This window comes from Arsenicibacter rosenii (genome assembly GCF_001870735.1).
GTDB lineage: Bacteria > Bacteroidota > Bacteroidia > Cytophagales > Spirosomataceae > Arsenicibacter > Arsenicibacter rosenii.
This window is the reverse complement of record NZ_MORL01000009.1, coordinates 130,312-155,671: the sequence shown is the minus strand read 5'-3', so window position 1 is coordinate 155,671 and position 25,360 is coordinate 130,312. Positions and strand designations below refer to the sequence as shown.

Below are 25,360 nucleotides of genomic sequence, written 5' to 3'. Positions count from 1 at the left end.
TGAAATCAGGGTTCCGGTCAGGGCCGGCGCGTATAGCGAGCCGGAATGCTGAACGGGAACCCGGGGTTTTTGTCTACCAATTCGACTTTGCTATGCCGAATCCGCAACAAGGTCTGATAAAACTGCCCGTCTGCTCCCGACTTGTAATCGAGGGTAATCAGGCTGGTATAGGGAAATAAAAAGTTGTTCAACGCCGTGAAATCGGCATAGTCGAGCCGGAGCGTATTTTTGGTCGGCTGTTCCACCACCATCAGTTTTTTCAGCTTCCGGTTTTCTTCGCCGATGTAGTTTTCTACCAGTACCTTTCCTTCGGTCTGGCGGAGCAGCAGGTAGTCACGCTCGTTTTTGATTTTCTGCGCGGGTTGTTTGGGCAGGGGCAGATTGCCGACAATCAGGGCCTGAAGCAATTCAAAGTTCATGTCGAAGTTGAAGCGTTTGCTTAAGCCGGGAAAGTCGTATTGCGTATACTCGTTGTTGATTTTATCCAGAATCGTAATCGAATCGCGGTTGACCAGCACCCGGGCGGCTTCAACGCCGATTTTTGAGATGGCAATCCAGATCAGGCTATCTTTCTTCACGCGGATGTTTACGGTAGCGTTGTCGATGTCCTGGTCTTTGCTTTTGAACGAAACCCTGGCTTTGGCGGTCAGGAACGTAAAATCAACTTCAGCAACATTAGCCCGTGCTTCTTCAATACCCGGACGAGGTGATTTCGGGGCTGCTGCTGAGGTTGTTGATGGTGTTGTGACCGGTGCTGACGTAACCATAGCACCAGAGTCGGCCGGCATCGCCGGTTGTCTGACAGACGTATCGGGTGCGGTGGCCGCTGACTGGCCGGAAGGCCGGGAGCGGTCCATACGGTGCCGGCGGCAGCCTTCACTGCCCGTTAGCAGGGCAACTGCCAGCAGGAGGGTCCACAGATTGGCCGGGAGGATATATGATCTGGTACTTTTCCGGAAAACGTGCTTGAAACGGAGTGAAAACCATCCCAAATCATACATCTGTGCTTTATTCATATAACTTTCCAGTGGCAATCTTTTTGTCAATGTTACTACTTGCTTCGCCTTTTTGTTTGGCTTTTTTCCACTGTTCAACGGCTTTGTCGCGCTCGCCCAGCTGATATAAAACATCACCATAGTGCTCCAGAATGGTGCCGCTGACGTTCGGATCGTTAGTAACGGCTTTCTCGAGGTAGGTACGGGCTTTGGCGTAATCTTTCATCACATACAACACCCAGGCATGCGTATCCAGGTAGGTGGCGTTGGTCGGGAAGCGTTCCACAAGTTTCTGCGACATCTGCACTGCCTGCGGCAGTTTATCTTTCCGCAGCGACAGGAAATAGGCATAGTTGTTGAGCACGTGCTCATTCAGCGGGTCGGTTTTCAGCACCAGTTCATACGCCTCGTCGGATTTGGCGTTATCACCGGCGCCGTTGTAGGCATCACCCAGCTGGGCATTAATAGCTTTAACCAGATCCGGATTCTGGGTCGACGAAATCAGCTTTCGGCTTTCTTCGAGCGCATCAACAGCCGCCTGGTACTTGCGCTTATACAGATTCGCTGATCCGTTTGAATACCAGAACAGGCCCTGAGTCGGGAAAATCTCCAGGGCTTTTTCGGAATGCACCAGCAGGCTGTCTACCTGATTGAGCTGTCCGTCGAGCTGCAGAATGGCTTCCCATACCTGATACGATGACTCGTCCAGTTTAGCGGCTTTTACGTAGGCATCGCGGGATTCGGCAAATTTGTTTTGCTGAGCCAGTAAATCTGCCATCATAATGAGCGATTTCGCATCGTTCGGATGAGTTTTTACCAGATCCTGCGCCATTTTCAGCGCATCCTGCTGCCCCGCCTTATCGTCGCCGTTCAGGGCGGCATAACTTGCCAGAATCCGGGCCTTCAGGTTGGGTTCCAGATTCGGGTTGTTGAAGACATGATCCAGTTCCTGTTTGCAGCGGGCCATATCGCCTTTCTTCCGGTAGATGTCGGCCAGCATAACATGGGCCTGTGCCATATCCGGATCCAGCTTCAGCGCTTTATCAAGCCAGCCGATTGCCTGGTCATTGCGGTCGTTGGCGATGAGCAGTTCCGCTCCTTCGACCAGGTATTCCGGTTCGCCGGGTTCCGACGCAACGAGCTTTTCCGCTTCTTCGACGGCCTTATCAATTTTGTTCTGCTTGAGATAAATCCGCTGTTTCTGGCGGGTAATTTCTTCATTGATACCCAGAGCCCGCTCTACACGGTTATAGGCATCCAGTGCCTTATCGGGTTTATCGTCGAAAAGGTAGATGGCCGCCAGCTCAACGCCGTACTCCATATTATCGGTACTTTGTTTGAGCAGGCTTTCATACAGTTCCTCGGCATCGCTGTAGCGTTTTTGTTTGACATACAGTTCGGCCAGCAGGAGGGAGTAAAACTTATTGGATTTGTCGACGCTGTGAGCTTTAGCGGCATAAGGAATGGCTTCTGCCGTTTTGCCGGTTTTCATCAGCGCCGACGCCATGGCATACTGAGCCCCCGCATTGTCAGGCGATTTCTGAACTAATTTTTCAAACTGCGCGATTGCTTTGGAAGGCTCATCGGTCATGAGAAACTTCATGCCTTCCATGAACTGCGATTCGTCTTCGAGCCGCGCCCGGACGGGATCCGATTGGGCAGCGGCCGGCGCTGTCGTGCTCAGTGGCTTTTCACCGGCTTTTTTTTGCGCCAGCACCGTTGTGGCTGGCAGCGTAAAGACCAGACACCCGAGTACGTATTTAGTTAAGCAACGTGTGTTCATCGCAGTTGTAAAAGATAGCAATATCAGTATATAACGATTATTATCCAGAAACGGCAGGGTAAATCGTTCTATTGCAGATCGCCCGCAAAACAGGTGGGAATCAGACAAAGATAACAGTTTATCGGCTTATTCAACCGCATCATATACTTGTACACGCGACCACAGGTGTGCACAATCGGCTACGAATTTCAGGTGAGTCGGATGCTCCTGGTATATATCCTGAGCTGCCTGGTCCGTAAAAATGAATGTGATCGAAAAATCATAGCTGTAGTCGATCACGGCGCGGCGGGTTCCGGCGGGTTTACCGATATAGGCAGCATGAATGGCATCAATGCTTTTCAGGGTTTCCAGACCGGCCCGCAGTGCGTCCTGATCGGCTTGGTTATCAGGGTGATTAAGCCAGAAAAATACTGTGTGTACGAACATGTTTAAGGAAATTATGTATGAGAATGAACCATGTAGTATGGATAATGAATAATGGAGGAAGGTTGCGGATGAACACGTACTATATTACTTGATCATCGGGCATTTCCCGTTATACATTTCCGGTTATCGATGCAAACATAACAATCAGCCCCGATTATAGGCTGGTCAGGAAAATTTTTCCAGCTGCTTCACCAGCACATCAAAATCCTTTGGATAGGGCGCTTCAATCTTCATCCGGTCGCCGTTCAGCAAATTAAAAGTGAGCGAATGGGCATGCAGGGCAACCCGCTGGATAAGCGGATACTCCTCAGTGTCTTTCTTCAGATTGAAGTTGCGTTTCAACTGAGACAGGAAAACCGGCTCCCCGCCATAGGTCGGATCGCTGACAATCGGCGCTTTAAGGCACATCAGGTGCACACGTATCTGGTGCATCCGTCCCGTAATCGGGATACATTCAACGAGCGTCGCCTGCCGGTAAGCCTTCATTGTGTTGAAAATCGTTTCCGCCACCTTTCCTTTCTGGCGGTCAATACGTACGGCCGTTCCGTCTTTGATCGGCGCAATAGGCAGAAATACCGAAATACTATCGAAATCATGCACACCGTTCACAACGGCATGGTAGCGTTTGGTTACCTCGCGGTGTTCAAACTGCATGGCCAGATGCCGGTATGCTTCCGGGTGTTTGGCAATGGCCAGAATACCTGAGGTTTCCTTGTCCAGCCGGTGACCCAGCTGCGCATCGGCATGGTAGGCTTTGGCCAGCCGTAGAATGCTTGACGACCGGTCAGACGTACGTTCATCGAGCGATGCTACATACGGCGGTTTATTGATAACAATATAGTCTTCGTTCTCAAAAACGATCAGGTCTTCGAAATTGATTTTCATGGAAATCGTATCAGGCCCGGGCCGTTCCGGTGCTCATATCCGTAACGGACAAAACGAGGTGGCAGGCCGGGCTAAATGAATTTGTCTAAATGTGCTGCTGCCTAGTCTGTTTTTTCCAGCTTAAAGCTGAAGGTGGTGCCTTTCTCCATTTTTGACATCACCGTAATTTTTGACTTATGGGCATTCAGAATATGCTTAACAATGGCGAGGCCTAAACCCGTTCCCCCACGCTCTTTTGACCGGCTTTTATCGACGCGGTAGAAACGCTCAAAAATACGGCTCAGGTGCTCCGGCGGGATCCCCGGCCCGTCGTCTTTTACCGAAACAAGAATATTTTTCTTGTCTTCTTCGAGCGAGACCAGCACCTTACCATGTTCGTTGCCGTATTTAATGGCATTTTCAATGAGGTTGGTCATCACCTGAACAATGCGTTGCGGGTCGGCTTTCACCCAGGTTCCGTTTGGCTTGTCGGTCCTGACTTTCAGGGAAACGCCTTTGTTGTGGGCAATTTTTTCCAGCTGATCAAAAATTTCACCGACGACTTCGTGCAGGTCGACGCGCTCGAAGTGCATTTTTACCTCGCCCGTTTCCAACTGCGACAAGGCGACGAGGTCTTTTACGAGGGCATCCAGGCCATCGAGGCTTTTCGCGGCTTTTGCCAGAAATTTGCCTCTGACCTTTTCGTCGTCAATCGCACCGTCGAGGAGCGTATGAATAAACCCCTGAGCGGCAAAAATAGGCGTCTTGAGCTCGTGCGAGACATCTGCCAGAAACTCCCGCCGAAACTGCTCGATGCGCCGGAGCTCTTCTATCTCTTTCTGCTTTTTGGCGACGTAGACGAAGATTTCGTCGTTGAGTTTTTTGAACGGATTATTGTTTTTGGAGATACTTTTCCGGGTAATATTAAAATCCTTGAGCTTAAGCTTATGGATGGTCTTGTACATTTTATCGACCTCCCGGTAGACCAGAATTTCAATGGCGTACAGGATCAGGAAAAACGAAACACCAAACGACGAGACGCCCGCCACGAAGAGCATGCTGTTGGTGACACCTTCTACAAAGGCAAGAAAGACAGTGGTCAGGGCTGAAATCAGGACCGCCAGCAGCAGGGCGGTGATTCTTGGGCTTAACAACATGATACCAAAGGTACAATATTTGGTCGTTTATGCCCAAAAACACCTGAAGGCAACCTGTTAAGTATACAGGTTGCCTTCAGCGAAAGTCTTTTGGTCAAGGTTTTATTCTAAAGACGTAGCATTATCTGATGGTGCTACATCGGTCAGCAGTTGATGCATAACGCGCTCAACCATCTGAATTGCTCCCTGTAACGCACCAAAGGCTATACACAGAGGCAAGATAATGGGCAAAAAGAATACCCATTGCAGGATCATGTATAAACGGAGTCTTCTCATCTCAGGTAATAGTTACGGATTTTCAATTAGGTTAGTCTGGGTTTAGCTATTAAAAAACTACCTTCTCAGTAGAGATTAATAAGTACACCAAAGTTAAATCTTTTTAAACAAAACAACAAGCTGGAAATAGAAATATTCGAAAGAAAAGTTTCACTTTATTAACTACATAAGCAGCCGTCTTGTTTGTTCTACTTCAAAAATTGGTCCAACAGCAAGAAAAAGAGGTAATTTTTAATGTTTAGGGACGCTTTTTTAATGTATTAACTACATTTGCTCTATAAAATTGTTGCTTAACGTGTTGAATTCGAACCGGTACCGATCCCAAACTGCCCGCTTTCTGCTCCTGCTTTATGTAGGGATGCTGGTGAATGGAATCTTGTTTCTGCATGCCCACCGGCTGGCAGACGGGACGATTATCACCCACGCACACCCCTACAAGCCCGTTGGTAAGGATCCGATCCAGCCCAACAACCACACGCAGCAGGAGTTGCTCTGGCTGGATGCGGTTACCAACGTCCTGTATACCAATCCGGAGCCGTTCTTCTGGCTGGCGGTGTTTATGGCCGCTTTTACGGTTCCGCCTGCTGTTCGTTTTCTCGCCCGCATCTCCGGCCGCCGGCATACTGCTTTCCGGCATCGTGGCCCCCCTGTCTATGTAGTGATTTAATGGCTGGTACCTGGCACTATGCTTTGTTCGTATAGGCTAAACTGTGGGTTATAGATATGGCCCTGCAGTTTGTCGTATGCGTACAGAAGCAGCGTGCGTTGTGCCATGATTTGGCGTTTCATCTCATAGACAATATACTCTCCATGTATAAACTTCTTCTTGTTTTATGCTTGGTACCGAATCTGGTACTGGCACAGTTAAATGGTATTATTACGGATAAGAATACCCGGGAGCCGCTGATCGGTGCAACGGTTTACCTGCGTGAACTAAAAAAAGGAGCCGTTACCGATGTGAATGGTCATTACCGGTTTAGCAACCTGCCTGCCGGTTACCAGGCGGTTGAAGTAAGGCTGGTCGGCTACCAGACGGTTAACCGGAAAGTTAAAATCGGCAGCGACAGCAGCACCGTCAACTTTGCGCTGGAAACCGACTCCCGGCAATTACAGGAGGTTGTCGTTACGGGCCTCACAACAGGTGCTACCGTTAAGGAAAGCCCGATTCCGATTATGACCTATTCGAAATTGCAGTGGCTGCAGAGTAGTTCCACCAACCTGGTCGATGCCGTAGTCAAATTGCCTGGAATGTCGCAGATTACGACGGGAGTGGGCCTGTCGAAGCCGGTGATCCGGGGCCTGGGCTTTAACCGCGTGATTACCGTACACGATGGTGTGCGGCAGGAAGATAACCAGTGGGGCGAAGAGCATGCCCTCCAGGTAGATGAGTATTCGATTGACCGCTACGAAATCATCAAGGGGGCAGGTAGTCTGTTGTATGGTTCGGATGGGCTTGGCGGAGTAATGAGCCTGATTTCGGCGCGGCCTCCTGAGCCAGGCGTGATGCGCGGCCAGGTACTGACCAACTACCAGAGCAATAACCAGATGTTCGGTGTATCGGGCATGGTCGAAGGCTCTGCAAAGAACGGCGTTTTTGGCCGTTTCCGAACGAGCTATAAAAATGCCGGTAACTACCGGAACCAGTACGATGGGCGGGTATACGGCTCGGCCTACCGCGAACTGGATCTGAACGCAACAGTAGGGGTAAACCGTAGCTGGGGGTATTCGCAGGTTTATGTATCAAACTTTCATCAGGATATCAATATCGTTACCGGCGAACGGGATCGCCTCGGGCGTTTTCAGAAACTGGTACGCCTGACGAATGAGACAGAAGGGCTGGTGACCGTATCCGACGATGAACTGCGCGGCCGGGCCATTAATCCGGCAAACTACCAGAGTCTGAATCACATGAAGCTCTCATGGAATACCTTTGCCAAACTGGGTTCGGGAAACCTCTCAACGGTTATCAGCTACAACCAGAACCGGCGGCTTGAATACGCCAGCACGCTGACGCCCGGAGAACCGGCCCTGTTTTTCATGCTGCAGAATGTATTCTATGACCTGAAATATTATCTGAACGCTAAAAACGGCTGGGATGTGACCTTTGGCTGGAATGGTATGAACCAATGGAATCAGAACCGGGGACTTGATGTGCTTTATCCGGGGTACCGGTTCTGGGACAATGGCTTACTGGCCTTTTTCCAGAAAAAGACCGACCGTCTGACCATGAGCGGCGGGGTTCGCTTCGATGTCCGGCAGATGGCGGTAAACCCGCTCTATGTCACTCCCGACGGGGCGTTTACCGAGACCGCTTCTTCGCAGAACCAGACCCGTTTTGCCGGGCTCAATAAAACGTTTTCAAACCCGACAGGCAGCTTTGGTGCGTCTTACAACCTGACCCGTCAGTTTACGGTGAAAGCCAACGTGGCCCGCGTATTCCGGGCGCCGTCGGTGCCGGAACTCTCAGCCAACGGCGAACACGCCGGTACGTTCCGGTATGAAATCGGTAGCCCGAACCTGCGCTCGGAAACCTCGTGGCAGGGCGATCTGGGCGTAGAACTGGAAACACCCGGCGTTCATGTGATCGCCAGCGTATTCCGTAACCAGATCAGTAACTATACGTTTTCCGAGAAAGTACTCGACCGCTTCGGCCGCGACTCGATTGTTGACCCCGCCCGTCCGATTCTGACCTACCGGTATGTGCAGGGCAATGCAGTGTTATATGGTGCAGAGCTTCAGGCAACCGTGAATCCGCTTAATGCCCGCTGGTTTAATCTGATGGGCTCGTATTCGCTGGTGCGTTCCCGGAATTTGTCGGCCCGGAATGACTCGGCCCGCTATCTGCCGTTTCTGCCACCGCCGCGTTTTATTGCCCAGCTTAAGCTGACGAAGACGCAATGGGGAGACCGTATGAAAAATTTATATGCCCAAATCGAAGTAGAGCACAATCAGGCCCAAAATCAGGCATTATTAGCGTACGGAACGGAAACGCCTACGCCCGGTTTTACGTTATGTAACATAGGGGGAGGCGGTGATATCGCCAACGCCGATGGCCGGACACTGTTTTCTGTTTATCTGACGGTGCAGAATGTGTTCGACCGGGCTTACCAGAGTCATCAGAATCGGTTAAAGTATTTTGGTCTTAATCCGGCAACGGGTCGTGCGGGGGTTTTCAATATGGGACGGAATGTAAGTGTAAAAGTGGTCGTTCCGCTTTCATTTGCGCCGAAAGCTAAACCATAAAAGCTGCCGGGGTGAACGTTTTACGGGTTTCGATTTATCTTTACAGGGCAGATTTTGTATCATTGTCGCGACCTGGTAGCTTAATAGCAACCCGTAAAACCAACACGTACGTGAATATCATTCAACTATTACCGGACTCGATTGCCAATCAGATTGCGGCAGGAGAAGTGGTTCAGCGACCGGCTTCGGTAGTAAAAGAATTGCTGGAAAACTCCGTCGATGCGGGCGCTAAATCAGTTCAGCTGATCGTGCGCGATGCGGGCCGTACGTTGATTCAGGTAATCGATGATGGAGCAGGCATGACCGAGACCGACGCAAGGATGAGTTTTGAACGGCATGCCACATCCAAGATCCGGACCTCAGATGATTTGTTCCGTATCCGGACGATGGGCTTCCGGGGCGAAGCACTGGCATCGATTGCCGCCGTTGCCCAGGTAGAGATGCGTACCCGGCGTGCATCTGAAGAACTGGGTACGCTTATTCGTATTGAAGGATCTGAGTTGAAAGCACAGGAGGCTATCTCCTGCCTGCCGGGAACGAATCTGCTGGTTAAAAATCTTTTCTTTAACGTGCCGGCCCGCCGGAACTTCCTGAAATCAAATTCGGTGGAGATGCGGCATATTCTGGATGAATTCCAGCGGGTTTCTCTGGCTCATCCGGAAGTTAGCTTTACGCTGTTTCAGGACGACCGTGAAGTATACAACCTGCCGGGTGGTAAACTGAGTCGCCGGATTATTGATATGTTCGGGAAAAGTTACCGCGAACAACTCGCCTACTGCGAAGAAGAAACGCCGTATGTAAAGGTACGGGGCTATATTGGTAAACCGGAGTCGGCCAAGAAGACCCGGAACGAACAGTTCTTTTTCGTTAACCTGCGGTACATCAAACATAACTATCTGCATCATGCCGTTACGGGCGCCTATGAAGGGACGCTTCCTGAAGGGAGTCATCCGTTCTATGTGCTTTTTATCGACATTGATCCCTCACACATCGATATTAATATACACCCGACTAAAACCGAAATCAAATTTGATGATGAGCGGTCGGTGTATGCAATTGTGATGGCTGCGGTCCGGAAAGCCATGGGGGTGTATAACCTGGCGCCTTCCCTTGATTTTGACGGAAACGTAAATTTCCTCTCAGGGCAGGGGAGTGCCACTGACCGGGGGAGAAGTGATGCCTCCGGGCCACGGCCGGTGGTACCGTCCTGGATTACAGGCGAGCGGCCTGCCGCAAGTGACCCGGATATGCCCCGTGATCGTCCCCGTTCACTGCCATCAAACTATAATTTTGACAAAGCATCATCAGACCGTGCGGAGACCGAGGCATTGAAAAAGAGTTCGGCCCGTAACTGGCAGGCATTATTTGAAGGCATTGCCAAACCGGAACCCGCTACCCCGCCAACAACTACCCCGCCGGTAAGTGACTGGTTGCCAACGGCTGAACCGCCGGTGCCGGAACAGCCGGCTCTGACACTGGGGAGCAAGGCAAATCAGCTCAGCGAAGGTGATGATGTACAGCCCGACAATATTATTCAGGTCCAGAACCGTTACTTATTAGCGACGGTAAAGTCAGGACTGTTGGTTATCGACCAGCGACGGGCGTATGAGCGGATTCTGTTCGATCAGTTTCAGAGTGCCCTTACCCGGCACAGCGGTGCATCCCAGCAATTATTGTTTCCGAAAACGGTTAAATTAATGCCGGTAGATTACCAGCTGGCACTGGAGTTACGGGAGGAACTAACCAGTCTGGGTTTTCAGTTTGACGAACTGGGGGCAAATTCGCTGGTGATTCGCGGTGTTCCGGCACTGTCACCGACGCTGGGCGCCGCAACAGAAAGCGAAGAAGATGTGTTTGGTAATTTGCTGGCGCAGTTCCGCGAAGATACCGGTAAACTTAAGCTGGAACGCCCCGAAGCCCTGGCCCGTTCACTGGCCAGGCGTACGGCTTCACGCTATCAGACCAGATTGAGTCCGGTGGAGTGTAAAGCACTGGTTGATCAGCTGTTTGCGTCCTCAAACCCCGGTTATACGCCCAAGGGGGAGGCCATTACAAGTGTCTTGACGTTAGATAAAATTGCAGGATTTTTCAAACCGTAAATAGTTTATATTACGTAAATTGTAAAAATGATCAGTTTAAGCCCTGTTGTCCGAGTTATACTTATTTTAAATGTTCTGGCGTTTCTGGTTACAGGCTCAGCCGTAATTAATCAGTTTGGCCTGCATTCAGTTTTATCGGATGACTTTAGACCGGTTCAGTTATTAACCCACATGTTTTTGCATGGGGGGCTCGGGCATATTTTCAGTAATATGATCGGGTTGCTGGTCTTCGGGCCTATGCTGGAAGGCGTTTGGGGGTCACGCCGTTTCGTCTTTTTTTATCTGTTTACCGGGCTTGGCGCAGCTGCCTTATACCTGGGGGTAAATTATTATGAGATGAGCCATCTGCTGGAAGCAGTAGATGCTTACCGCAGTGCACCGACGCCGGAAAACTTTATGAGCTTTATCACAGATCATGCTGGTTCGTCCTATGATCGGATTGAGCCTTTTCTGAATAGCTTTGAGGCAAATCCGCGTGACCCGCGTTTTATTCAGGAAAGTCTCGGTTTTGTGAATACATACTGGCTGGCGCAGGTAAACGAACCCATGGTTGGGGCTTCAGGAGCGATTTTTGGTGTAATTATGGCGTTTGGCTTATTGTTTCCAAACACTGAACTGATTTTACTGTTTCCACCTATACCGGTGAAAGCCAAATACATGGTTCTTTTTTATGGAGCATACGAAATTTATTCCGGGGTATACCGGGCACAGGCCGACAATGTTGCTCACTTTGCGCACATAGGCGGTATGCTGTTCGCATTCATATTAGTTAAATACTGGGGTTCTCAACGAAAAAAATTTTACTGAGGCATGAGCGGGTTGTTTGATGATTTCAGGTCAGAATTTAATAAGCCCAACAATACGTTGGTACAGCTGATATTGGTAAATACAATGGTATTTCTGGCCTTACTGGTGTTAAACCTGACACTATGGATGGCCAACCGAACGGGCTATTATTCGCTGGTTACCGAACAGCTGGCTATTCCGGCATCGATTGACGCTTTCCTGCATAAGCCATGGACGCTCATAACGTATTCCTTTACACACGAAAAACCATTCCATATTCTGTTCAATATGCTGTTCCTGTACTGGTTCGGCCGCTTGATCGATGAATATTTAGGCAACCGCCGCCTGGTAGGGCTTTATATCCTGGGGGCCATTGCAGGTGGTGTCTCTTATATTTTGATTTATAACCTGGTGCCGTTATTCCAGGCAGAAGTTAGTTCGTCAACGATGCTGGGTGCTTCGGCGGCGGCGTATTCGGTGGCAGTAGGTGCCGCAACATTACTGCCGAATTATACGTTTCATCTGCTGTTTTTCGGTCCGGTCCGGATTAAATACATTGTTTTCTTTTTCATCGTGTTGTCAATGGCGCAGTCAACAGGCCCGAATGCAGGAGGCGAGCTGGCACACCTTGGCGGTGCGGTAATGGGCTTTTTCTTTATTAAGCTGTTGCAGAACGGTACGGATTTAGGACGGCCAATTTATTGGGTAATGGAAGGGTGGCAGAACCTGTTCCGGCCCAAGCCACCGGTAAAGGTATCGTACCGGCAACGCAGCAGCGCCAGTACACACGCAACCGCTTACTCTTCAATGGCGGGCGGTTCGTCGTCGGTGTCTATGCCGGATCAGGACGAAATTGATTCGATACTGGATAAAATTTCGCGTTCCGGCTACGAAAGCCTGACAAAAGAAGAGAAACAAAAACTTTTCAGGGCAAGCCAGAGAAACTGATACTTACTTGATAAAACCCCGTCAGGGGTTTTATTTTTAGGATATAGACTATTTAAAAGGTAGATATTGTTCGTAAATATTTGCTTTCTAGTAGTAACGCTATTATAGGATTCGATAATTTTCCATATATTTGACCTATCCTATAGGTAACTTCGTGACGAAGGAAAAGAGAAGTCTTTCGGGGAGAGCACCGTCAACGTAATAAGAGTGTGGTTTATTGTGCAGATGGGAAGTGATTCTTATCAGTTTTTGGAGCTAAATTCCAGAAAAAGTTGTCGGAGAATAAAGCTATCATTAACTTGCTGAACTGTAACGGTCTGTGAGTGTAGATATTTTTAATCATGTTCAACAACCATTCCTAAGCACCGTAAACCGTAACGAGATGATCTCAAAAAAAGCAAAGTATGCCATAAAGGCGCTCAAAGTTCTTACTGAAGAATACGGCAAGGGTCCGGTGCTGATTTCGTACATTTCTGCTAAAGAGAATATTCCGAAGAAATTTCTGGAGGCTATTCTGCTTGAGTTACGCAATCATGGCATTTTGCAGAGCCAGAAAGGTAAAGGCGGCGGGTATCTGCTGCGCGTCGATCCGGGTCGTGTAAATCTTGCCCAGGTGCTCCGCGTTATTGATGGCCCTATTGCGCCAACCCCTTGTGTATCCATCAATTTCTATGTGAAATGTGATGACTGTGAAGACGAAGTAACTTGTGCGCTGCGCCCGATTATGGAGCGTGTCCGGGATGCCAATCTGGGTGTTTACGAAAACACAAGTCTGCTGACCTTCCAGAACACAGGCTTATTAGAGACAAAAGAAATCGCAATCGGTGAGCCGCAGGCAGAAGGTACGGATACATCCGGCCTGTTGTCGGCTTAGCTGAGACAAGATTGACTGGCTATAAAAGTAAAGGAGGGCATTGCCCTCCTTTTTTGTTGCTATTCCGTAGCTGGCTGATGTTCTTTGCGCAGCAGGTCGTTAACCGTTTTGACAGGGTTAAAGGTAATCAGCGGCACTTCCACAAACAGGGTGCTCCAGTTGGCCATAGCACCGTTCCATAAGCCCGGCAACTCCTGTGCTTTCAGGTCTTTGCCGTCTTTCGATTTCTGGGTGATAAAGCCGGTCTGCGGGTCGCGGAAATCAGGCAGGTTATATTGCTTGCCATGCCGGTCTTTCAGCGCGCAGATCAGGTCTACCGGATTAAAGTGCGTCGCTGTCTCGAAAATGGCTTTCTGCTCTGCATCGTCCATGTCGAACTGAGCAGATTCTACAACCTGCAAAGACACGGACCCATCCGGGTTCTGCGCCCAGAACGGACCACCGCCCGGCTCGCCAACGTTCTGCACCATACCACAGGCCCGTACAGGGCGGTCGAGTTTCTGGCGTAGGTAAGCGATTTTCTCGTCACGGCTGAAGTTTTCATAGCCAACCGGAGGCAGCGTATAGAGCGTCGTACGCAAAAACTCGTCGGCTTCTGCCATGTAGCCGTCGCTTACTTCATCGCTTTCGAGTAACTCCAGCAGCCGGAAGATCTGCTTCTGGGTATTGATCAGCAGGGCGGCTAATACCTTTTTGTACGTAATCGTGGTTTCCTTTAGCTCATCCGGTACAACGTTGTCGATGTTTTTGATGAACACAATTTCAGAGTCGATGTCGTTCAGGTTCTCGATCAGCGCACCATGACCGGCGGGGCGGAACAGCAGTGAGCCGTCGTTGTTGCGGAACGGCGTGTTGTCGAGGTTGACCGAAATCGTGTCTGTCGCTTTTTTTTGCTCGGAGAAGGTAACGTCAAACGCAACGCCCAACCACGCCTCATAGTCGGGTTTGGCTTCGATGATCAATTGCTCGAAACGGCTGTGGTGTTCCGGCGATACCGTAAAGTGAAGACGAACCAGGCCATTGGCATTGGCGTAGGCTGCCCCTTCAATCAAATGTTCTTCGACCGGTGTGCGCGGGCCATCGGCATAGTTGTGGAATTTCAGCAGCCCTTTAGGCAGGCTACCGTAATCAAGGCCGTCTGCTGTCAGTAAATACCGGAGTGTGGTCTGGCGATCGGCCGTCGTGATGTCTTCACCTTTTTCGGCCATGACCGCTTTCAGATCATCGTAAAAAGCAAAATCGGTCAGGCGGGCAAAGAACTCATCCGTCGCTTTATCTGATTTTCCGTCGAGGGCGGCAAACAGTGATTTAAACATCCGCGTTGCTGCGCCTGAGGCTGGTACAAATTTCATGAGGGTGTAGTCACCAGACAGTTCGTCGTACTGTTGCAGATAGGCAAGAATCTGCTCGTCGGGTACCCGCACAATGCCGTCGCCGATGGTGGCGGCCTTAATCGCTTTCAGAAAAGGAAATCCATCAACGAAATGCTGAATCTGCTCGTTAATGAGGTCGAGGGTGGCACCTTGGGCCTGAATTTGTTCCTGGTCTTGTTGAGAGAACATAGTGGCTTTGTGTCAGAATTTTAGATGGCAAATACGCGATTTCGCCGGAAACAGCAAAGGATTAAGCACCCATCGGGGGATACGAATGATAAAAAATTGAGGTAAATCGACCGTAGGCTAAAATGTGCTTACTCCGGCTGACAAACCGGACAGTAAAGCGTCGTTCTGCCTCCGACAACCGTGCGCTGGATAGGAGTCTGACAAACCGGACAGTACCGGTGTGCGTCGGGGGCCTCGTATGGACTGTGATCCCACTCCCGCGCATGAATCAGGAAGGACGCCGGAAAATTCCGGTAAACGGCTTCGTGTTCAATCGCAACGGTTAAAACATGCCGGATGGCCTCGTGCAGACGGTGCATGGCCTCATCTGACAGGCTGCTTGCCAGCGTTAACGGGTGAATGCCGGCCTGAAACAGTACATCGTCGACAATCCAGTTACCCAGACCCGCCACAACAGACTGGTCGAGCAAGACCGGTTTTACCGGTGATTTTCGCCGGCGGACACGTGCCGTTAGCTCTGGAAGCGAAATGGCGAGGCCATCGGGAGCAATCTTTTTACGGGTGAGGTACGTATCTATATCATCGACCAGGCCGACACGCTCAAATTTGCGCGGGCAGATAAAACCGAGGTTAAAGCCGTTCTCAAACGCAAAGACAATACGGGCATATTTGGGCCGGCCGACCGATGAGTGATAGTACTCCAGATCGCCGGTCATACCGAAATGAAGGTGCAGAATCACGTCCGGTTTGTTGGTCAGGACAAATAAATTTTTACCAACGCGACGGGTACCCGTAAAGGAACAGCCAACCAGTTTTCCGAGCAGCGTTTCGTAGTCAACAGTCAGTAATTTGTGGTCTTCGACCAGAATATGTTCGATGGGTTGATAAAGTGAAGAGGCCTCAAGATATTGCCGTCTTGTTTCTACTTCGGGTAATTCAGGCATACTTTATTAATAATTTTAGTTGTTAATGAAACATTTTTTGCCGGAATACGTTTTTAGATTTGTATAAACGCTCCAAACACTAAACAGAAAGACTCCATAGCAAAACTCTACATTCCTGATCAATCTTATTGGACTGGAAACATTAGTTGTCGATTACTCAACTACTTTTTAACCAACTAATTTCTAACTAGCTATGGAAAATAATCCGCAACAACGGCCACGTACAAGTGGGGCCTTGCTCGCTGCCCTTATTATCATGACAGGGTTAGCCGGTGTATCAAGCTACCTCTATTTTAATCAGAAACAAGTCTCTGAAAATCAGGAAGTAACTATTGCCGAGCGTGTAGAAGAACTGTCTAATACACGGGTTAAACTGGACTCGATCTCAACGGCTCTGGATGCTAAAATCGCCGAGGTGAAGAAGCTGGGTGGTAACGTAGATGAACTTCTGAAGGTAAAGGCGCAGCTGGAAAACGATAAAGCCGCTCTGCGTAAAGGCAACGCGGCCAACACCCGTGCGCTGATGGCGAAATACGATGCCAAAATCAAGGAATACGAAGGCTTCCTGATGGAAAAAGATACCCTTATCGCCCAAATGCAGCGTGAAAACGGTGTGCTGAAAACAACCAATGAAACGCTGAATACCGAGAACACAAGCCTGCGTACTGAACGGCAGGTAGCCCGTGATTCGGTCCGGACATTTGTTGCGCAGAACGAGGATCTGACGGCTAAGGTAACACGGGCGGCGGCGTTGAAAGCCCAGAACGTGAAGGTCTACGCTGTCTCGAACAAAGGAAAAGTGAAAGAAGATGATGCCTACAAGGCAAAACGTCTGGACAAAATTAAGCTGGAATATACACTGCTGGATAACCCGCTGACTCGTGAAGAACCTAAAGAGGTGTTTGTGCGGGTACTTGATCCGGATGGCGCGATTGTGTCCGATATGGCTAACGGTTCGGGTACATTCCAGGTAGATGGCAATGAAACGGTGTATACTACTAAACAGACGGTAAATTACACCAACAATACACAAAAAGTAGAATTGCTCTATACCCGTGGTATCCCTTACAAACCAGGGAAATACACTATTGAGCTCTACTCAGAAGGCTTTAAAATCGGTTCCGGCGCGTTCGCCGTCCGTTAATTGTCTTTGTTGAACTAGACGTTTTAGTGGTGGCACGGTTTATGTTGTGCCACCACTTTTTTGTTTTTAAAGAGAGAAAGTGGTAAAGAGCGAAAGAGCGATTGAGAAGTGTGTTGGCATGCACCTACTCTTTCACTCTCCCGCTCTTTCACTCTTTAAATTCATTGCTCCTCAACGCTGCTAACCCCTAGCTCACTAAAAAGCGTCTGCCAGTAATGCGTGACTGTCGGGTTGTTAACTTTAGCGGAAGCGTTGGGCTCAAATGGCAGAACCATCGTAACTTCCGGACTGCCAATGGTATATTGCTTTAGTTTGCCGGCATCGGCTTTGGCCCATTCTTCGGCCTGGGCATCGTCGCGGGGCGGATTCTCGTGTAAATCGCGCCGGCCGGTTCCTTGCATGCTTTCGAGCATATCACTCAGATAATATACCTTCACCAGCATGCCGCTTTCGTTCGCTTTGGCAATCACCGGCAGACTGGCCCAGATATCAGTACGCTGATTGGAAAGCGAACTGTTTTGACGGGTCAGTTGCTGGAGAACACGCTGACGGATCATGGTTTTCTCCCGTTGCAGCGACAGATCAAAGGCTGCCTGAGCCGCCTCGCGGTCGGTTGGGCTGGCGTTCGATACATCATCCATCTCCGAGCGGACGCTCTGCGACAGGGCCCGCGCTTTTGAGGTGTTATCATGAATGAAATAAACCTCTACCTTATCTCCCTTTGTATGCAGATTGGCCTCAATCAGATTGCTGATCTCCTGCGTGTATTTCTGGTTGACAAACGCCTGATTGACATTTACGCTGACCGATTTATCGATAAAAATGAGCGTATACGTGGGTTCGTCGGTCTGTACGGGTTTTTCTTTTTCAGAAGAACACCCCAAAAGTGCCAGTCCAATCAGACCGGTCATTAGTAGTTGCTTCATCGGAATATGCATTTACAGGAGAATCCGTGGCCCGGGGGCTGATTCGGTTAATCCTATGGTTAACGAGAGAGACCTTTACGGAATTGCCAGTGACCGGCGAAGGGTAGAATCTACGGGTTGGTTCCGGTTCCAGTAATCAGACTGAATGGTTTTCTGTAAGACCGCCCGTGAGGTTAACACCTTGTTTTTGGTTGCGTAGGTCTCTTCCCATCCAACGATGCGGAAAGGGAACTTGTTTTCAAAAACGATCAATAAATTCCGCTTATCTGATTTATAATCAATAGTATAAGCCTGAAGCGAATCCCCTTTGAAGGTCGTGCCTGCGTAGGCCGACAGCGAGATGTCGGCGGTCTGCGGGTCGAGTCGCTGGTGCCGCAGACGGGCCGCCTGGGTACCGGGAATAAGCTGTACTGAGCCGGTCGGGAGTTTTTCAGGCGCCAGCCGGATGCGGTTCCAGAGCTCGTCTTCGAGCATCACCTTGGCCACCGTATAGTCTTCGGCTGCTTCTTTCTCAAAATAGGACCGGCCGGAAACCGCATAGCCAGTGCTGCGCAGGTTAAGCTGGATATAGCTATGCCCGCACCATTCCTGTCCTGATGTACTTACTTTCAGCGTACGCGGAAAAACCGGATTATTAATGGGAGTAAAGACAGACGTAAACAGCGAATAATCGTAGATACCGGTCACAAACTTGCGGATGAAGTTGGTCTTGAGAGTTGGCGTCGACTGATCGCGGGTAGCTTCGCTTTCAGACTTAACCTGGGTATCGGTGCGGAAATCTTCTGTCACAAAAATCAGCACGGCTTTACCGGGCATCAGGCTGCCATATTGCGCCTGCTCCAGCTGGTAACTATTGATTTCGGCCTTACCGCCAAACCAATAGTCGCGGAACGCCTGACTTTCGGCCGGCGCGGGGGCGGGCGGCGGAGTCGGCTCCTTCTGGAAGATGGTGGCTTTCATGGCAATGGCGAAGACTACGGACAGTAGCACAATGCCCAGTAAGAAGTATTTAGTTACCGTATCTTTTTTCATCGGGAGCGACAACGCCGGTATCGGAGAAGAATCCGGCTGAGTTTTTGCCAAAATTACCGAAACTGCGTATTTTTCAAGGTATTCATCGGCATTCAAGTTCTGTACTCCTCATGAAAAAACTGTTTACCTATGCCCTGACCCTGGGCGCACTCCTGCTAACCGGCTATCATGCGTCGGCACAAATCGAAAAGGCCCCCGCCCGGAAGACTGCCGAAGGCGATGGACCGCACAACCGGCTTATCATCCGCGGGGTAACACTGATTAACAGCACGGGCGCGCCGCCGGTCGGTCCGGTTGATATTGTGGTCGAGAAAAACCGCATTGCCCAGATCCGGCAGGTAGGGTATCCGGGCGTTCCGGTTGATGCCAAAAGCCGGCCGCAGGCCGGTCCGGGTGATAAGGAGCTTAACTGCGAGGGCATGTACCTGATGCCGGGGTTTATCGACATGCACGGTCATATCGGCGGTAAAGCGCAGGGCACCAGTGCCGAGTATGTGTTTAAACTATGGCTCGGCCACGGCATTACTACGGTTCGTGACCCGTCGGCGGGCAACGGCCTTGACTGGGTGCTTGATCAGCGGGCCCGCAGCGAGAAAAATGAGATTGTGGCCCCGCGCATCAAGGCATACACCTCGTTCGGGCAGGGGGCTAAGGAGCCGGTGACGACGCCGGAGCAGGCACGGGCATGGGTACGGGAGAATGCCAAAAAAGGCGCTGACGGCATCAAGTTTTTCGGTGCCGAACCGGATGTGTTCCGCGCTGCGCTCGATGAAAACAAGAAACTGGGGCTGCGGTCGGCCTGCCACCATGCCCAGCTGGAAGTGGCGCGTATGAATGTGCTGGCAACGGCAAAGGCAGGTCTGACGTCTATGGAGCACTGGTATGGGTTGCCCGAAGCACTGTTTGAAGACAAAACCGTACAGAACTATCCGGCCGATTACAATTACAATAACGAACAAAACCGGTTTGAAGAAGCCGGTAAGCTATGGTTGCAGGCAGCTAAACCCGGCACCGAAAAGTGGAACAAGGTCATGGATGAGCTTATTGCCATGGACTTCACCATCGACCCGACGTTTAACATCTATGAAGCCAACCGTGAACTCATGCTGGCGCGGCGGGCCGAATGGCACGATGAGTATCCCTTGCCGAGCCTGTGGCGGTTTTACGGGCCAAGCCGTATCTCGCACGGCTCATACTGGCATAACTGGGGAACGGAGCAGGAGGTCGCCTGGAAGCGGAATTACCAGCTCTGGATGCAGTTTATCAACGAATACAAAAACCGTGGCGGCCGCGTAACAACGGGGTCTGATTCGGGCTTTATTTATCAGTTGTATGGATTTGCCTACATCCGGGAGCTGGAACTGCTGCGGGAGGCTGGCTTTCACCCGCTGGAGGTAATCCGGGCAGCAACGATCAAGGGGGCCGAGGCGCTGGGTATGGCCGATCAGATCGGATCGGTTGAAGTGGGCAAGCTGGCTGATTTTGTGATTACAGACGTCAATCCGTTGGCGAACCTGAAGACGTTGTACGGCACCGGTGCTATCCATTTAAACGAAAAAAATGAGGTAGAACGGGTCGGTGGTGTGAAATATACGGTAAAGGACGGCATTGTATACGACGCCAGACAACTGCTGGCTGATGTCCGCCGCATCGTATCCGACGCTAAAAAGAAAGAAAACTTCGAGATCACCCAGCCGGGCGTGAAGAGATAAAGAGCGAAAGAGATAAAGGGTGAAAGAGCGGGGTGATAGCAGTGGTGGCACGACTTCAAGTCGTGCCACCACTATAAAAGATAACAAAAGAGCGATTGACAGTTAACGTCAATCGCTCTTTCACTCTTTGGCGGCTATGCTGCCCGCTCTTTCACTCTTTAATTAAGGCTTGTTGCTGTCTACCACCAGACGGCCGTCGCGGTTAACGATTTCCCAGGCTGTGTAGAACACCAGACGGGCTGATTTTTCGGCCAGTTTGAAGTCGATTTTGTCAACGTCGTCGGTTGGGCGGTGGTAATCAGGGTGTAAGCCGTTGAAATAGAAAATGATAGGTATTTTCTTCTTCGCGAAGTTGTAGTGGTCAGAGCGGTAATAAATACGTTGCGGATCTTTCGGATCATTGTATTTATAGTCCAGCTCCATGTTGATGTACTTCGCGTTGGTCGCTTCGCTGATTGTGTGCAGTTCCGACGAAAGCTTGTCTGAACCAATCACGTAAATATAATTGTCTGACTTACCCAGGTGCAGGTCGTCGACGCGGCCCACCATGTCGATATTGAGGTCAGCAACCGTTTTTTCGAGCGGAATAGCCGGGCTGAAATCGGCGTAATACTCAGAACCTAACAGCCCTTTTTCTTCACCCGTTACGGTCAGGAACAGGATTGACCGGCGAGGGCCTTTGCCGTCGGCTTTGGCTTTAGCGAATGCCTGCGCAATTTCCAGTACCGACATCGTACCTGATCCGTCGTCGTTCGCACCGTTGTTGATCTGACCATCCGGGCTGATACCGATGTGGTCGTAGTGCGACGAAATAACCAGGACTTCATCTTTCTTGTCAGTACCTTCCAGGAAGCCCAGTACGTTTTCGGTACTTACGGTTTCTTCTTTACGTTCGGCCTTGACGGCTACCTGTCCCTTCATCGACGAAGCGGTTGGCTTGCCTGCCTGACCGATCTGCTCACCGGCTTTTGCCAGCTGATCGGCCTGAGTACCTAACAGGGCCGCCGCCATAGGAGCTGAAATCAGGAATGAGCCTACTGAACCGACGTTCTCGGTTGTGCTTTTCAGCATTAACCGGTTAAAGCGGCCGGCCAGGGCACCCCGTTGTGCCAGTACGCGTTTGAAGCCTTCGCCGGTTTCGGCCGAAACGATGAAAATCTGAGCTGCTCCTTTTTCTTTGGCCAGCGTAGTTTTGTTGCGCCAGCTATCGGCCGACCCCCATTTTGAGGCGTCTTTCGTACCGCTGATTACGGATGTGCCGTCAGCTTTTTTCGGTTCACCGTCGAGGAAGACAACAGCCTTGCCTTTTACGTCAACACCGGCATAATCGTCGTAGGCGCTGTCGCTGATGCCGTAGCCGATAAAAACGGTTTCGTATGACGTTTCCGAAGGCAGGTTCAGCAAGCCATTGCTCGTAAAATCTTTTTGGTAAGTAAACGTCTGGCCACCCGCTTTCACGTAGAAATCACCCCATGTTTTGCGGTACAGGTTAAATGATTGCAGGAACGAGTCCTTGCCTTTGTCGTCTTTAACGATGGGCGTCAGCTTTTCGCTTTTGAAGTATTTCGCGATGTAATCAGCCGCTTTTTTCTGGCCACGGGTTCCGGTTTCACGGCCTTCCATTTCGTCAGACGCTAAGACGCGGAGGTGTTTTTCCAGATCGGCTGCCGTAATGGTCTTCGCATACGGCGTCGGGTCCTGGGTTTGAGCCTGCAGGGCGAGTGGTGCCGCCAGCAGCCCGTAAAGAATCCAGTTACGATTCATTGAGTTGATGATATTAAGATGGTAAGGTAATACAACGATTAGCGCAGTTTGAGCGTCACCAGCGTCAGAACGGCCAGAATAATACCCACAATCCAGAAGCGGGTCACAATTTTGGCCTCGTGATAGCCTTTCTTCTGGAAGTGGTGATGCAGCGGCGACATCAGGAATACCCTTCGGCCTTCACCGTATTTCCGCCTGGTATACCGGAAATAGCTGACCTGAATGATCACCGAAAGGTTTTCGGCCAGAAAAATCCCGCACATCACCGGTATCAGCATTTCTTTCCGGATCGACAGCGACAGTACCGCAATCACGCCACCCAGCATCAGACTGCCCGTATCGCCCATGAATACCTGCGCCGGATAGGAGTTGTACCAGAGAAAGCCGACGCAGGCCCCGACAAAGGCCGCACAGAAAATTACGAGCTCTCCGGAGTTTGGTAAATACATGATATTCAGGTATTCCGAAAAGCGCGCGTTACCAGACAGGTATGCCAGTACGCCGAGGGTGAGTCCGATGATCACCGATGTGCCGGCGGCCAGACCATCGATACCGTCGGTGATATTGGCCCCGTTCGATACGGCGGTGATAATGAAAATGCAAACGAGGGTATAAACAATCCAGGTATACTCATCGGGCAGGAAGCCAAAAAGCAGCGAACTGTAGTCAAACTCGTTATTTTTCAGAAACGGAACCGTCGTCAGCGTTGATTTAACGTCGGTGTAATGCTGGAGCTGGCGTCCCAGATCAGTGCTGACCACCGGTTTGTCATACACGCGGATTTTTACGTAGTCGTTGAACGACAGCGTCAATCCCACGATCAGCCCCAGACCGATCTGGCCTACTACCTTAAACCGGCCGTGTAAGCCTTCCTTATTTTTTTTGAAAACCTTGATATAGTCGTCAAGCCAGCCGATCAGCCCCGTCCAGATGGCCGAGATGATGAGCAGGACAATGTAGACATTGGAGAGTTTGGCAAACAGCAGGACCGGAATCAGGAGTGAGGCCAGAATAATGAACCCGCCCATGGTTGGCGTACCGCGTTTCTGCATCTGGCCTTCCAGACCCAGATCACGGATCGATTCGCCGATCTGGAGGTTACGAAGCGTGTCGATGATTTTCCGGCCGAAAACGGCGGCAATCAGTAATGACGTAATAACGGTGCCGAGTGCCCGGAACGAGATATACTGGAATACACCAGCTCCCGGAAAGTCAAAGTGCCGGTCGAGGTACGTAAACAGGTAATAGAGCATGGAGGTAATTTATGAATGAGCGAAAAAGCGAAAGAATGCCTTCACTCTTTCGCTTTTTCGGCTTTTCGCTCTTCTATTAGCCATCAAAGGTAAGAAAACTCCGATTAATTTTTAGCGGCAAAGGCGTCGCGAAGTACCTGCCGATCGTCGAAATCGTATTTTACACCCTTGATTTCCTGATAGGTTTCGTGCCCTTTGCCGGCTACCAGAATAATATCGCGGGGTTGGGCCATCGACACGGCTTTCAGAATGGCTTCTTTCCGGTCTTCGATGGTGATGGTTTTCTTAAAATCGATGGGCGGCACCCCGGCCTGCATCTGCTCCAGGATGGCCATCGGGTCTTCGTTGCGCGGGTTGTCGGAGGTCAGAATCACCTTATTGCTGAATTTACAGGCGATTTCGGCCATGATCGGCCGTTTGGCGGCATCCCGGTTTCCGCCGCAACCGACAACCGTAATAACCTGTTCATTTTCGTTGCGCAGGCTGGCAATCGTTTCCAGTACGTTCTGCAAGGCATCCGGCGTATGGGCATAGTCGACAATACCCACGATCTGGTTGCCGGAAATTACCTGTTCAAAGCGGCCTGGCGGGGGCATCAGACCCGATAACTGGGTCAGGACCTCATCGCGGTCTTCGCCCAGCAGCACGGCTGCGCCATACACAGCCAGCAGGTTATAGGCGTTGAACTTACCGATCAGTTTGAACCAGACGTGGCGGCCTTCAATGTCCATTTCCAGCCCGAACAGTCCGTCGGCAATGATCCGGCCTTTGAACGTGCCCAGGGTCTGGAGCGAATAGCTTTCCTTGCGGGCGGCTGTGTTCTGCAACATCACCATACCGCGTTTGTCATCCACGTTTACCAGCGCAAAGGCTGAGGCGGGCAACTGGTCGAAAAAGCCTTTTTTGGCCTTAATGTAGTTATCAAACGTTTTGTGGAAATCGAGGTGATCGTGTGTAATGTTGGTAAAAATACCACCGGCAAAGGTCAGGCCCGCGATCCGCTCCTGCACAACGGCGTGTGAGCTGACTTCCATAAATACGTGCGTACAGCCGTGACGCAGCATATCGCTCAGCAGCACATTGATCGTAATCGAATCGGGTGTGGTGTGTGTCGACGGGATTACCTCATCGTCGATCTGGTTCTGGACCGTCGACAGCAATCCACAGCGATAACCCAGGGCCCGGAACAGGCGGAAGAGCAGGGTAGCCGTTGAGGTTTTGCCGTTCGTGCCTGTGACACCCACCAGCTTCAGCTTTTTTGCCGGGTGGTTATAAAAATTGGCGGCCATAAGGCCCATGGCTTTGGCGGAGTCCTGCACCTGGACATAGGCTACCTCCGGCCGAAGATTCTGCGGCAACGCCTCGCACAGGATGGCCGACGCACCCTGCTCAATGGCTTTATCGATAAAATGGTGTCCGTCAGTGACCGTTCCCCGTACCGCGATAAACAGGCTGCCGGTACCCGCCTTGCGCGAGTCCATGGTCATGCTGGTGATGTCGGTATCCATGCTTCCCGACGTAGCGAGCAGCGACACCTTATAGGCAATGTCTTTGAGTTGCATATACGTTATT

Annotated in this window: 20 protein-coding genes; 8 read left to right on the top strand and 12 right to left on the bottom strand. The window is 50.6% G+C overall.

Annotated features, from left to right (window positions below; all coding sequences use genetic code 11):
* Window positions 1–17: 17 nt before the first annotated feature.
* From lolB1 to BLX24_RS17560, 5 genes are all read right to left on the bottom strand, one after another.
* Window positions 18–1,016, bottom strand: coding sequence for a lipoprotein insertase outer membrane protein LolB1 (gene lolB1 / locus BLX24_RS17580; RefSeq protein WP_229201837.1), 999 nt, complete (start codon window positions 1,014–1,016; stop codon window positions 18–20).
* On the bottom strand, window positions 1,009–2,778 hold the full coding sequence (locus tag BLX24_RS17575) for a tetratricopeptide repeat protein (RefSeq protein ID WP_071504489.1): 1,770 nt from the start codon (window positions 2,776–2,778) through the stop codon (window positions 1,009–1,011). The genes lolB1 and BLX24_RS17575 overlap by 8 nt, the downstream gene beginning before the upstream one ends.
* A gap of 126 nt (window positions 2,779–2,904) precedes the next feature.
* The gene (locus BLX24_RS17570; RefSeq protein WP_071504488.1) at window positions 2,905–3,204 is read right to left on the bottom strand and encodes a Dabb family protein; all 300 of its coding nucleotides are present in this window, start codon (window positions 3,202–3,204) and stop codon (window positions 2,905–2,907) included.
* A 165-nt stretch (window positions 3,205–3,369) separates the two neighbouring features.
* Window positions 3,370–4,089 (bottom strand): RluA family pseudouridine synthase, encoded by a 720-nt coding sequence (locus BLX24_RS17565; protein WP_071504487.1) that lies wholly within the window; start codon window positions 4,087–4,089, stop codon window positions 3,370–3,372.
* Between the two features lie 101 nt (window positions 4,090–4,190).
* The gene (locus BLX24_RS17560; RefSeq protein ID WP_071504486.1) at window positions 4,191–5,225 is read right to left on the bottom strand and encodes a sensor histidine kinase; all 1,035 of its coding nucleotides are present in this window, start codon (window positions 5,223–5,225) and stop codon (window positions 4,191–4,193) included.
* A gap of 571 nt (window positions 5,226–5,796) precedes the next feature.
* Here BLX24_RS17560 and BLX24_RS17555 point away from each other — a divergent pair.
* From BLX24_RS17555 to BLX24_RS17530, 6 genes are all read left to right on the top strand, one after another.
* Window positions 5,797–6,168 (top strand): DUF8478 family putative metalloprotein, encoded by a 372-nt coding sequence (locus BLX24_RS17555; protein WP_143092707.1) that lies wholly within the window; start codon window positions 5,797–5,799, stop codon window positions 6,166–6,168.
* Between the two features lie 143 nt (window positions 6,169–6,311).
* The gene (locus BLX24_RS17550; protein WP_071504484.1) at window positions 6,312–8,744 is read left to right on the top strand and encodes a TonB-dependent receptor; all 2,433 of its coding nucleotides are present in this window, start codon (window positions 6,312–6,314) and stop codon (window positions 8,742–8,744) included.
* A 110-nt stretch (window positions 8,745–8,854) separates the two neighbouring features.
* Window positions 8,855–10,843 (top strand): DNA mismatch repair endonuclease MutL, encoded by a 1,989-nt coding sequence (gene mutL / locus BLX24_RS17545; protein ID WP_071504483.1) that lies wholly within the window; start codon window positions 8,855–8,857, stop codon window positions 10,841–10,843.
* Between the two features lie 27 nt (window positions 10,844–10,870).
* Window positions 10,871–11,650 carry a rhomboid family intramembrane serine protease gene (locus BLX24_RS17540; protein ID WP_071504482.1) on the top strand — a complete coding sequence of 260 codons (780 nt, stop codon included), beginning with the start codon at window positions 10,871–10,873 and terminating at the stop codon, window positions 11,648–11,650.
* A 3-nt stretch (window positions 11,651–11,653) separates the two neighbouring features.
* Window positions 11,654–12,577 carry a rhomboid family intramembrane serine protease gene (locus BLX24_RS17535; RefSeq protein WP_071504481.1) on the top strand — a complete coding sequence of 308 codons (924 nt, stop codon included), beginning with the start codon at window positions 11,654–11,656 and terminating at the stop codon, window positions 12,575–12,577.
* A gap of 382 nt (window positions 12,578–12,959) precedes the next feature.
* A complete protein-coding gene (locus BLX24_RS17530) occupies window positions 12,960–13,451 on the top strand; it encodes an RrF2 family transcriptional regulator (RefSeq protein ID WP_071504480.1) in 492 nt (163 codons plus the stop codon).
* Between the two features lie 59 nt (window positions 13,452–13,510).
* Here the strand turns inward: BLX24_RS17530 and BLX24_RS17525 are convergent, their stop codons facing one another.
* Both BLX24_RS17525 and BLX24_RS17520 read right to left on the bottom strand, forming a co-directional pair.
* Window positions 13,511–15,013 carry a DUF4301 family protein gene (locus BLX24_RS17525; protein ID WP_071504479.1) on the bottom strand — a complete coding sequence of 501 codons (1,503 nt, stop codon included), beginning with the start codon at window positions 15,011–15,013 and terminating at the stop codon, window positions 13,511–13,513.
* Between the two features lie 128 nt (window positions 15,014–15,141).
* Complete coding sequence (locus tag BLX24_RS17520) at window positions 15,142–15,957, bottom strand: Fpg/Nei family DNA glycosylase (RefSeq protein WP_071504478.1); 816 nt, start codon at window positions 15,955–15,957, stop codon at window positions 15,142–15,144.
* A gap of 193 nt (window positions 15,958–16,150) precedes the next feature.
* Here BLX24_RS17520 and BLX24_RS17515 point away from each other — a divergent pair, with 193 nt between their 5' ends.
* The gene (locus BLX24_RS17515) at window positions 16,151–17,101 is read left to right on the top strand and encodes a DUF8428 domain-containing protein (protein WP_071504477.1); all 951 of its coding nucleotides are present in this window, start codon (window positions 16,151–16,153) and stop codon (window positions 17,099–17,101) included.
* A gap of 161 nt (window positions 17,102–17,262) precedes the next feature.
* On the opposite strand, the gene BLX24_RS17510 is transcribed toward BLX24_RS17515, so the two are convergent.
* Window positions 17,263–18,027 carry a hypothetical protein gene (locus BLX24_RS17510; protein WP_071504580.1) on the bottom strand — a complete coding sequence of 255 codons (765 nt, stop codon included), beginning with the start codon at window positions 18,025–18,027 and terminating at the stop codon, window positions 17,263–17,265.
* Window positions 18,028–18,102: 75 nt separating this feature from the next.
* Window positions 18,103–19,059 carry a hypothetical protein gene (locus BLX24_RS17505; RefSeq protein WP_071504579.1) on the bottom strand — a complete coding sequence of 319 codons (957 nt, stop codon included), beginning with the start codon at window positions 19,057–19,059 and terminating at the stop codon, window positions 18,103–18,105.
* Window positions 19,060–19,169: 110 nt separating this feature from the next.
* Between BLX24_RS17505 and BLX24_RS17500 the strand changes: the two genes are divergently transcribed.
* The gene (locus BLX24_RS17500) at window positions 19,170–20,771 is read left to right on the top strand and encodes an amidohydrolase family protein (protein ID WP_071504476.1); all 1,602 of its coding nucleotides are present in this window, start codon (window positions 19,170–19,172) and stop codon (window positions 20,769–20,771) included.
* Window positions 20,772–20,933: 162 nt separating this feature from the next.
* On the opposite strand, the gene BLX24_RS17495 is transcribed toward BLX24_RS17500, so the two are convergent.
* From BLX24_RS17495 to BLX24_RS17485, 3 genes are all read right to left on the bottom strand, one after another.
* Entirely contained in the window at window positions 20,934–22,535 is a 1,602-nt protein-coding gene (locus BLX24_RS17495; RefSeq protein ID WP_071504475.1) for a M28 family peptidase, read from the bottom strand.
* Window positions 22,536–22,573: 38 nt separating this feature from the next.
* A complete protein-coding gene (gene mraY / locus BLX24_RS17490; RefSeq protein WP_071504474.1) occupies window positions 22,574–23,788 on the bottom strand; it encodes a phospho-N-acetylmuramoyl-pentapeptide-transferase in 1,215 nt (404 codons plus the stop codon).
* Between the two features lie 104 nt (window positions 23,789–23,892).
* Window positions 23,893–25,350: a UDP-N-acetylmuramoyl-L-alanyl-D-glutamate--2,6-diaminopimelate ligase gene (locus BLX24_RS17485; protein WP_071504473.1), complete on the bottom strand. Its 1,458-nt coding sequence runs from the start codon at window positions 25,348–25,350 to the stop codon at window positions 23,893–23,895.
* Between the last annotated feature and the right edge of the window lie 10 nt (window positions 25,351–25,360).

Coding starts and splice junctions, on each gene's coding strand:
- lolB1 (WP_229201837.1), bottom strand. CDS start 1,016: ATGAATAAAGCACAGATGTATGATTTGGGATGGTTTTCACTCCGTTTC.
- BLX24_RS17575 (WP_071504489.1), bottom strand. CDS start 2,778: ATGAACACACGTTGCTTAACTAAATACGTACTCGGGTGTCTGGTCTTT.
- BLX24_RS17570 (WP_071504488.1), bottom strand. CDS start 3,204: ATGTTCGTACACACAGTATTTTTCTGGCTTAATCACCCTGATAACCAA.
- BLX24_RS17565 (WP_071504487.1), bottom strand. CDS start 4,089: ATGAAAATCAATTTCGAAGACCTGATCGTTTTTGAGAACGAAGACTAT.
- BLX24_RS17560 (WP_071504486.1), bottom strand. CDS start 5,225: ATGTTGTTAAGCCCAAGAATCACCGCCCTGCTGCTGGCGGTCCTGATT.
- BLX24_RS17550 (WP_071504484.1), top strand. CDS start 6,312: ATGTATAAACTTCTTCTTGTTTTATGCTTGGTACCGAATCTGGTACTG.
- BLX24_RS17540 (WP_071504482.1), top strand. CDS start 10,871: ATGATCAGTTTAAGCCCTGTTGTCCGAGTTATACTTATTTTAAATGTT.
- BLX24_RS17535 (WP_071504481.1), top strand. CDS start 11,654: ATGAGCGGGTTGTTTGATGATTTCAGGTCAGAATTTAATAAGCCCAAC.
- BLX24_RS17530 (WP_071504480.1), top strand. CDS start 12,960: ATGATCTCAAAAAAAGCAAAGTATGCCATAAAGGCGCTCAAAGTTCTT.
- BLX24_RS17525 (WP_071504479.1), bottom strand. CDS start 15,013: ATGTTCTCTCAACAAGACCAGGAACAAATTCAGGCCCAAGGTGCCACC.
- BLX24_RS17520 (WP_071504478.1), bottom strand. CDS start 15,957: ATGCCTGAATTACCCGAAGTAGAAACAAGACGGCAATATCTTGAGGCC.
- BLX24_RS17515 (WP_071504477.1), top strand. CDS start 16,151: ATGGAAAATAATCCGCAACAACGGCCACGTACAAGTGGGGCCTTGCTC.
- BLX24_RS17510 (WP_071504580.1), bottom strand. CDS start 18,027: ATGAAGCAACTACTAATGACCGGTCTGATTGGACTGGCACTTTTGGGG.
- BLX24_RS17505 (WP_071504579.1), bottom strand. CDS start 19,059: ATGAAAAAAGATACGGTAACTAAATACTTCTTACTGGGCATTGTGCTA.
- BLX24_RS17500 (WP_071504476.1), top strand. CDS start 19,170: ATGAAAAAACTGTTTACCTATGCCCTGACCCTGGGCGCACTCCTGCTA.
- BLX24_RS17495 (WP_071504475.1), bottom strand. CDS start 22,535: ATGAATCGTAACTGGATTCTTTACGGGCTGCTGGCGGCACCACTCGCC.
- mraY (WP_071504474.1), bottom strand. CDS start 23,788: ATGCTCTATTACCTGTTTACGTACCTCGACCGGCACTTTGACTTTCCG.
- BLX24_RS17485 (WP_071504473.1), bottom strand. CDS start 25,350: ATGCAACTCAAAGACATTGCCTATAAGGTGTCGCTGCTCGCTACGTCG.